This window comes from Microcoleus sp. Pol12B4, assembly GCF_036701385.1.
In the GTDB taxonomy this organism is placed as follows: Bacteria; Cyanobacteriota; Cyanobacteriia; order Cyanobacteriales; family Microcoleaceae; genus Microcoleus.
Genome location: NZ_JAUBQR010000282.1, coordinates 1 through 7,117 on the forward strand (window position 1 = coordinate 1; position 7,117 = coordinate 7,117).

The window sequence follows — 7,117 nt, forward strand, 5'->3', positions numbered from 1 at the left end:
TGCGTCCAAGCGGTAATTTTCTGGTTTCTGAGAGTGAAGCTGCCGATGCTGTATTCTTTGCTGCGGGCAATTTCATCGAGTTTGTCTATCGCCTTTTGGGTATCAGCAGAGTTTTCGGCGGCAAAAATCCAATCGGCACTATTTGACGAATTCGGAAGCACCGCTAAAGCGTATTCTCCTTGTACCCAGTCAAATATATCCTGCGGCAGGTTGACGCCCCAAACTTGCTGAATATCTGCCAGGGTGCGATCGACTAATTTTGAGACTTCTGCATTAGTGGACACCGTCGATGACAAATCAGTCCAAAAATTCCTTAAATCGGTGCTGGCGACCGCGAAAGGACTGGCTGAGGGAATGTACTGCAAGGCTTGCACAGGTTCTGAGAGTGTTGGAGAAGCTGTGTTTTCTCGGGATGTCACTAAAGCAGTTTGAGCCAGCAATCCCCGTCGGTTGACTCCGACAGCAACTGCGAGAGAATTAAGAGAAACTGGGGGATTGGGGTCGGTTGCTGACTGCGGGAGATTGACAAATGCTAAAGCAATTCTGCCTTGAGTTAGCTGCTGCAAAGCTTTTTGGTATTCCGGAGTATTGTTGAGGTTTAAGTTTGCTGATTCAACGTTATTAATTGCCTCTCTAATCACACTGGGGCTATTGGCAAATAAAACAAAATTTTGGTTAGTTCCAGAATTTAAATTACTGCCGATTGCTGCTGTTGCGAAGCTGGGTGGCAAAGTTGAATTCGGCAGAGAAAACGGGTTAAAAGGCGAAATAAAAGCCGATTTTTTCTTCGCTATAGTTGCTTGTTTGTAATTAATTTTAACGCCTTTATACAGTTCCGAATGAACTGTTTTATCGGCATGAGGTTGTTGGCGCCAGTATGAGTGGAGAAATTTTTGGCTGCGATCGGCATTTTGGGATGAAACGGCTAGCAAAAACCCGGTTTGTTGGCCGTTGCTGCTGTCGCCATCGAAATCTGGCGTTGTGAAGGCGAGGGTAATTTCGTCACCTATCCAAGGTTGGATATCTCTACTGTAATCCAAGCCTGTATTGGCGAGGAAACTTTTTTTGATTTGCTCAAATTCTGCGTGCGATCGACTTCTTTCTTCAGGAGTGGCAAAAACTTGTCGCAATGCTTCGAGGCGATCGGGATTTACCAGCATTGATGCTAACAAAGGTGCTTGTTTCGAGACAAACACAGCCGCGGCCGGAGTAGTTGTCGGCCCGCCAGCGAGCAAATTCAGGGGAGTTTGAGTTGTCAGCCAGTAAAAACCACCGGCACTCAAGCCTAAGAGTGTCAAGACGCCAGCAATGAGGAAAGAAAAGAACGATCGCAGCTTCATACAACAAGGACTAATGACCACAGTCTATTATTAACTAGAGTAGCGCATGACCGTAGCTGTCGGCAGATACTTTTTGTTCAGTTCGCAAAACAAAAAGATCAACTAAAATATACTGAAGCTTTAAAACCCAAGTAAAATGCTAACAATATCAACGCCCGCCGAACAGCGAGTTTTACTGCCAAATATCAGTTGGCAATTATATGAAAGCCTGCTAGCGGAACTGGGCAACAAACGTTCCACCCGAATTGCTTATCATCAAGGTCAATTAGAAATTATGGTGCCGCTACCGGAACATGAAAATCGCCATCGGCTGATCGTTCGCTTAATTGTAACTCTCATAGAAGAACTCAATCTAGAGTACAACCCCTTTGGCTCTATGACTATTAAAAAACGCCAAAAAGCAGCCGGAAAAGAACCAGATTCATGCTATTATATCCAGAATGAAGCACTGGTCAGAAAGAGAACAAAATTAGACTTTGCTCAAGATCCGCCGCCCGATTTAGCACTGGAAATTGATATTACCAGCAGTTCCTTAAATCAATTCGATTTATATGCAGATTTAGGCGTACCAGAAATTTGGCGGTACGACGGACGGAACATCAAGTTTTATCAATTGCAAAATGGCGAATATGCCGAGTGCAATTTTTCCCGGGCTTTCCCAATGCTACCGACTGCAAAAGTTGAGGAATTTATAGATCGCTGTCAAACTACAGGCGCCACCGCAGCAGTGCGAAAATTCCGGCAATGGGTAAAAGATCAGTAATTGTGCAGAATCTACCAAGGTACTCCTCGCGCATCGGAAAAATCGGCATCTAGAACCGCCCCTGGATCGAATACAGCATCAGTTAAATCAGCTTTTCTAAACGACGTTATCGACAATTTTTCTATTTGTTCAACAGCGATAAAAAATCCGATCGCAGTTAACCCAAGAATTACCCCAGAAACCAAAAATAAGACAATTCCCCTGATAGTATCTCCGCCCAAAAATGTCACAATACCGCTAGCCCCGATCGCAGCAGCCGCCCCAGCCACAGCCCCCGCCACAATCCCGGCCTCGCCCCGAGTCGCAGCAATCGCCGTCGCAGCCGTTCCGGCGACCGCCACAGCCCCCGCATCTGCCCCGGCAATCACTCCAGTCAAAGCCCCAGCCGTCGTCACTGTAACCGCCGTTACCCCAGCCCTAGCAATCAAATTTCTCACCCGCCTGCGGCTTTGTCCGGTTCTGACACCCTGAAAATTTGCCCCCCTCAAAATCGCCCCAGTGAAATTGCAGCCTCGAATGTCGCAACCGCTGAAATTCGCCCCTGACAAGTCAAGCCCTTTAAAAGAACGGTTCCGCAAGTTTTGGTTAGCAAAATTGAGATTTCGAGATTGAGTCATTCGATTTTAGATTTTAGATTTTAGATTTTAGATTAACCAACCCAAAGACCTAGGGTTATAGATTTTAGATTATAGATTTTAGATTAACCAACCAAAGGGCATTTAGAATAAAGCCTGTGGTTTATAACGAGTTTCCATGTCTCCCATCTCCGAATCCCCATTTTCCCCCGAACAAATTGCCGGTGAAAGACTCACACCTGAAGAATATGAAGAAATCGTTCAGCGTCTAGGTCGCCATCCCAATAAAGCTGAATTGGGAATGTTCGGCGTCATGTGGAGCGAACACTGCTGTTACAAAAATTCGCGGCCACTATTAAAACAGTTTCCCACAGAGGGCGATCGTATTCTAGTCGGGCCCGGAGAAAATGCCGGCGTCGTAGACTTGGGAGAAGGCTTGCAACTCGCCTTCAAAATTGAATCGCACAACCACCCGTCTGCAGTCGAACCTTTCCAAGGTGCGGCAACCGGTGTCGGCGGGATTCTCCGCGATATCTTCACAATGGGTGCACGTCCGATCGCACTTTTGAATTCCCTGCGTTTCGGCAACTTAGACGATGCTAAAACTCAGAGATTGTTCAAAGGCGTAGTATCAGGAATAAGTCACTATGGGAATTGCATCGGAGTACCCACAGTTGGCGGCGAAGTTTACTTCGATCCTGCTTATTCCGGCAACCCGTTAGTTAACGTGATGGCCTTGGGTTTAATGGAAACGCAAGAAATCGTAAAATCCGGGGCATCCGGCATCGGAAATCCCGTGCTGTATGTCGGTTCAACTACCGGGCGAGATGGCATGGGAGGAGCAAGTTTTGCCAGTGCAGAATTGACCGACAAATCAATGGACGATCGCCCTGCCGTCCAAGTAGGAGATCCATTTTTAGAAAAATCCTTAATTGAAGCTTGTTTAGAAGCATTCAAAACCGGTGCAGTCGTCGCCGCGCAAGACATGGGTGCAGCCGGAATCACCTGTTCGACATCAGAAATGGCAGCCAAAGGTGGCGTCGGCATTGAATTCGATTTAGACAAAGTTCCCGTTCGAGAAAGCGGCATGATTCCCTACGAATACCTGCTTTCGGAATCCCAAGAACGGATGTTGTTTGTTGCCCAAAAAGGACGGGAACAGGAATTAATCGATATTTTCCACCGCTGGGGATTGCACGCGGTAGTAGCGGGGACAGTTATCGAAAAGCCGATCGTCAGAATTCTCTTTAAAGGCAAAATCGCTGCCGAAATTACCGCGACTGCTTTGGCAGATAACACGCCAATTTATCACCGAGAATTGTTGACAGAACCGCCAGAATATGCTAAAAAAGCATGGGAATGGACGGCGGATTCGCTGCCAAAATCAACCGCAGCAGGTATCGAAGTTCAAGGTAATTTCCAAACTTGGAATCAGATTTTGCTGACGCTTTTAGATACTCCCACCATCGCTTCTAAACGCTGGGTTTATCGCCAATACGACCATCAAGTGCAAAACAATACTGTTGTTTTACCGGGAGGCGCTGATGCTGCGGTAGTCAGATTGCGTCCGCTAGAACCCTGCCAATCTTCCCTTGGTAACGGGCTAGAAGTACACCCCCTTGCTAAGGGGGATCTACAGAGAGAAAATGCTGTTTCTCTTGCTTCCGAAAGCAAACAGGAAGAAGAGGTAATTCCTCTATTTAAAAAGGCACAAGGTAGGGAAACTCCAAAAGTTTCTCCCCCCCTTAGCAAGAAGGAAGCGCCCCTGGGAGTTATTCCTGGAGTTGCTGCAACGGTTGATTGCAATTCTCGTTATGTTTATCTCGATCCTTATGAGGGTGCAAAAGCAGTCGTAGCGGAAGCAGCCAGAAACTTAAGCTGTGTGGGTGCTGAACCTCTCGCAGTTACTGATAATTTGAATTTTGGCAGTCCTGAAAAGCCTCTCGGATATTGGCAGTTAGCGTCAGCTTGTCGCGGGATTGCTGATGCTTGTCGGGAGTTGGGAACGCCTGTTACTGGCGGCAATGTTTCTCTTTACAATGAAACTGTTGATGCTGAGGGGAATCCTCAACCAATTTATCCGACTCCGGTAATCGGAATGGTGGGCTTAATTCCTGATTTGAAGAAGATTTGCGGCCAAGCTTGGCTAAAGAAAGGTGATTTAATTTATGTGCTGGGAATGCGGGAATCATCCCAAAATCCAGAACTTTCATCTGAAAGCTCAAAAAAGGAACCTTCTCCTACTCTGGGAGGTTCGGAATATTTAGCGGCTATTCACGGGATTGTAGCTGGGAAACCGCCAAGGATAGATTTTGAGTTGGAAAGAAAAGTGCAATCGGTTTGTCGGGATGGAATTCGGCAAGGTTGGGTAGGTTCTGCCCATGATTGTGCGGAAGGTGGAATTGCGATCGCCCTCGCGGAATCCTGTATCTCTGCTAAAATGGGTGCGGAAATTCATCTCAGTTTTAATTCAGCAAATGTCAGCCGCTGGGATGAAATTTTGTTTGGTGAAATGGGCAACTGCATTGTAGTTTCAGTCGCGCCGAAAAATCAAGAAGTTTGGGAGTCTTACCTGCAAGAACATTTGACCAAAATGTGGCATAAAATTGGTTTAGTTAGCGGGGCTGAATCAGCTTTTCGGGTTTTTAGTGCTGACAATCAAGCGTTAATTGAGGTTGGGATGAGTGAGATGGGCGATCGGTTCTATAATGCGATCGAGCGTCGGATTGCATCTGTCTAATCGCAGTTCATACACACGGCGGTTAAAACCGCGTCTACACAGACGAAACCCCGCCTTCGCGGGTTACATTTCTTGAGTCCGCGAAGGCGGACTTTGTTTGTGTAGTAGCGATTTCAAGAGACTGTTAGCGAATGTATGAGGGGTATCACCCCTCATACATTCGCCTCTCATCAATAGGCAGAATGATTGTGTAATCACGCAGCATATTAAATCATTTATTATTACTCTTCACCCTCGCGACAGGTCATTGATTCCAGAAATGACAGCCTCCGTAGCACGAACCTCCTTTCCCAAAGGAAATCCATATATGAAAATGCGCGACGAACTTGGAGTCTTGTACTTGGATAGTGACTTTGTTACCTTGTTTTGAGCCGACTGCGGTCAAAGTGCTTTATCACCAGGGCAATTAGCATTAATTAGTGTGATGCAATTTGCCGAGGGATTGACGGGCCGACAAGCAGCAAAAGCGGTCAGAAGTCGTATAGATTGGAAGTATGCTCTGGGAATAGGAATTACTGATAGCGGTTTTAATTATTCAGTTTTAAGTGAATGGAGAATTCGATTAATTGCTTCGGGACGTGAAAGTCAATTACTAGCTCGAATGCTAGCACATTTTTAAGATAGAGGAGGGTTCAAAGCAAGAGGGAAAGCCAGAAGTAATTTGACTCATGTCATCGGAACCCTTCGCAAAATGAACTGCCTAGAATGCGTTGGATAAACTTTACGTCATGCCTTAAATCAGTTAGCAACTGTTGCCGATGAATCGTTATTAACAGTAGTCAATCCGGATAGGTTTGAGCGTTATGGCACGAGATTTGAGCAATATCGCTTGCCGAAATCTGAAACTGAAAAACAAAGCTTGGCATTGACTATTGGCAATGATGGTCATCACTTGTTATCAGCTTTGTATGACCCTTTGAGTCCTGAATGCTTGCGCAAGCTCAAAGCGGTAGAAATTTTATGCTGTGTCTGGATACAGCAATATGGGTGGTGCAAAGGCAAAGTTTATTGGCCAGAAGCCGATGATTTAACGCCCCACAAGCAGTTAATTACTTCCCCTTACGATATCGAGGCTCGCAATCGGACAAAAAGAGATATAGTCATTTTAAATAAGTATGAAACTATTTAAAAATGAGGTAAAATGAATAAAAATAGTGAAGTCGCTAGGAAAATGTCTTACAGTATTGATTTGAGAAAAAGAGTAGTGGATTATGTAGAAAATGGCGGTCGTATTGCTCAAGCGGCCGGACTTTTTCAGGTAGGAATGGCAAGGATATATCGGTGGCTGGGTCGGACCGACCTTAGAGCCACACAGGTAAAAAGGCGTAAGAGAAAACTAGATTGGCAAGCCTTAGAAAAGGATGTAAAAGAGAATCCAGATGCCAGATTAATCGACAGAGCCAAGAAGTTTGGAGTAAGACTAAGTGCCATATCTTATGCTTTTAAAGAAATGAAAATTACTCAAAAAAAAAGAACGGGGTTACCAGGAGAGAAACCGAGAAGCAAGAATGAAATACTACAGATATCTGAGAGAATTGATTAAAGTATCGGGAAGTCAAAGTCGGGTTTTTATTGATGAGTCAGGATTTGAAGAGTTTCAAGATTGTGCATTTGGCTGGTCAAAAAGAGGCAAAAAAATCTGGGGCGAAAAGTCAGGAAAACGGGGGAAAAGAGAAAATCTAGTAGCGGTTCGACTGAA

The 7,117-nt window shown here is 45.4% G+C and carries 5 protein-coding genes and 2 pseudogenes; 5 read left to right on the plus strand and 2 right to left on the minus strand.

All coding sequences use genetic code 11. From position 1 onward, the window contains the following. The coding region (locus tag QUA38_RS26160) for a DUF3352 domain-containing protein (RefSeq protein ID WP_333167071.1) at positions 1-1,340 on the minus strand (1,340 nt) is incomplete at its 3' end. 136 nt (positions 1,341-1,476) lie between these two features. Between QUA38_RS26160 and QUA38_RS26165 the strand changes: the two genes are divergently transcribed. Beyond that, positions 1,477-2,103, plus strand: a complete 627-nt coding sequence (locus tag QUA38_RS26165) for a Uma2 family endonuclease (RefSeq protein WP_333167073.1) — start codon at positions 1,477-1,479, stop codon at positions 2,101-2,103. Positions 2,104-2,114: 11 nt separating this feature from the next. Here QUA38_RS26165 and QUA38_RS26170 read toward each other — a convergent pair whose 3' ends face one another. Continuing rightward, entirely contained in the window at positions 2,115-2,720 is a 606-nt protein-coding gene (locus tag QUA38_RS26170; protein ID WP_333167075.1) for a pentapeptide repeat-containing protein, read from the minus strand. 136 nt (positions 2,721-2,856) lie between these two features. Here QUA38_RS26170 and purL point away from each other — a divergent pair, with 136 nt between their 5' ends. From purL to QUA38_RS26190, 4 genes and pseudogenes are all read left to right on the plus strand, one after another. After that, on the plus strand, positions 2,857-5,418 hold the full coding sequence (purL, locus tag QUA38_RS26175) for a phosphoribosylformylglycinamidine synthase subunit PurL (protein WP_333167077.1): 2,562 nt from the start codon (positions 2,857-2,859) through the stop codon (positions 5,416-5,418). A gap of 391 nt (positions 5,419-5,809) precedes the next feature. After that, positions 5,810-6,037: pseudogene (locus QUA38_RS26180) on the plus strand (transposase); the annotation flags it as partial. Positions 6,038-6,247: 210 nt separating this feature from the next. Further along, positions 6,248-6,547 (plus strand): hypothetical protein, encoded by a 300-nt coding sequence (locus tag QUA38_RS26185; RefSeq protein WP_333167079.1) that lies wholly within the window; start codon positions 6,248-6,250, stop codon positions 6,545-6,547. A 42-nt stretch (positions 6,548-6,589) separates the two neighbouring features. Then, a pseudogene (locus tag QUA38_RS26190) lies at positions 6,590-7,117 on the plus strand (IS630 transposase-related protein); the annotation flags it as partial.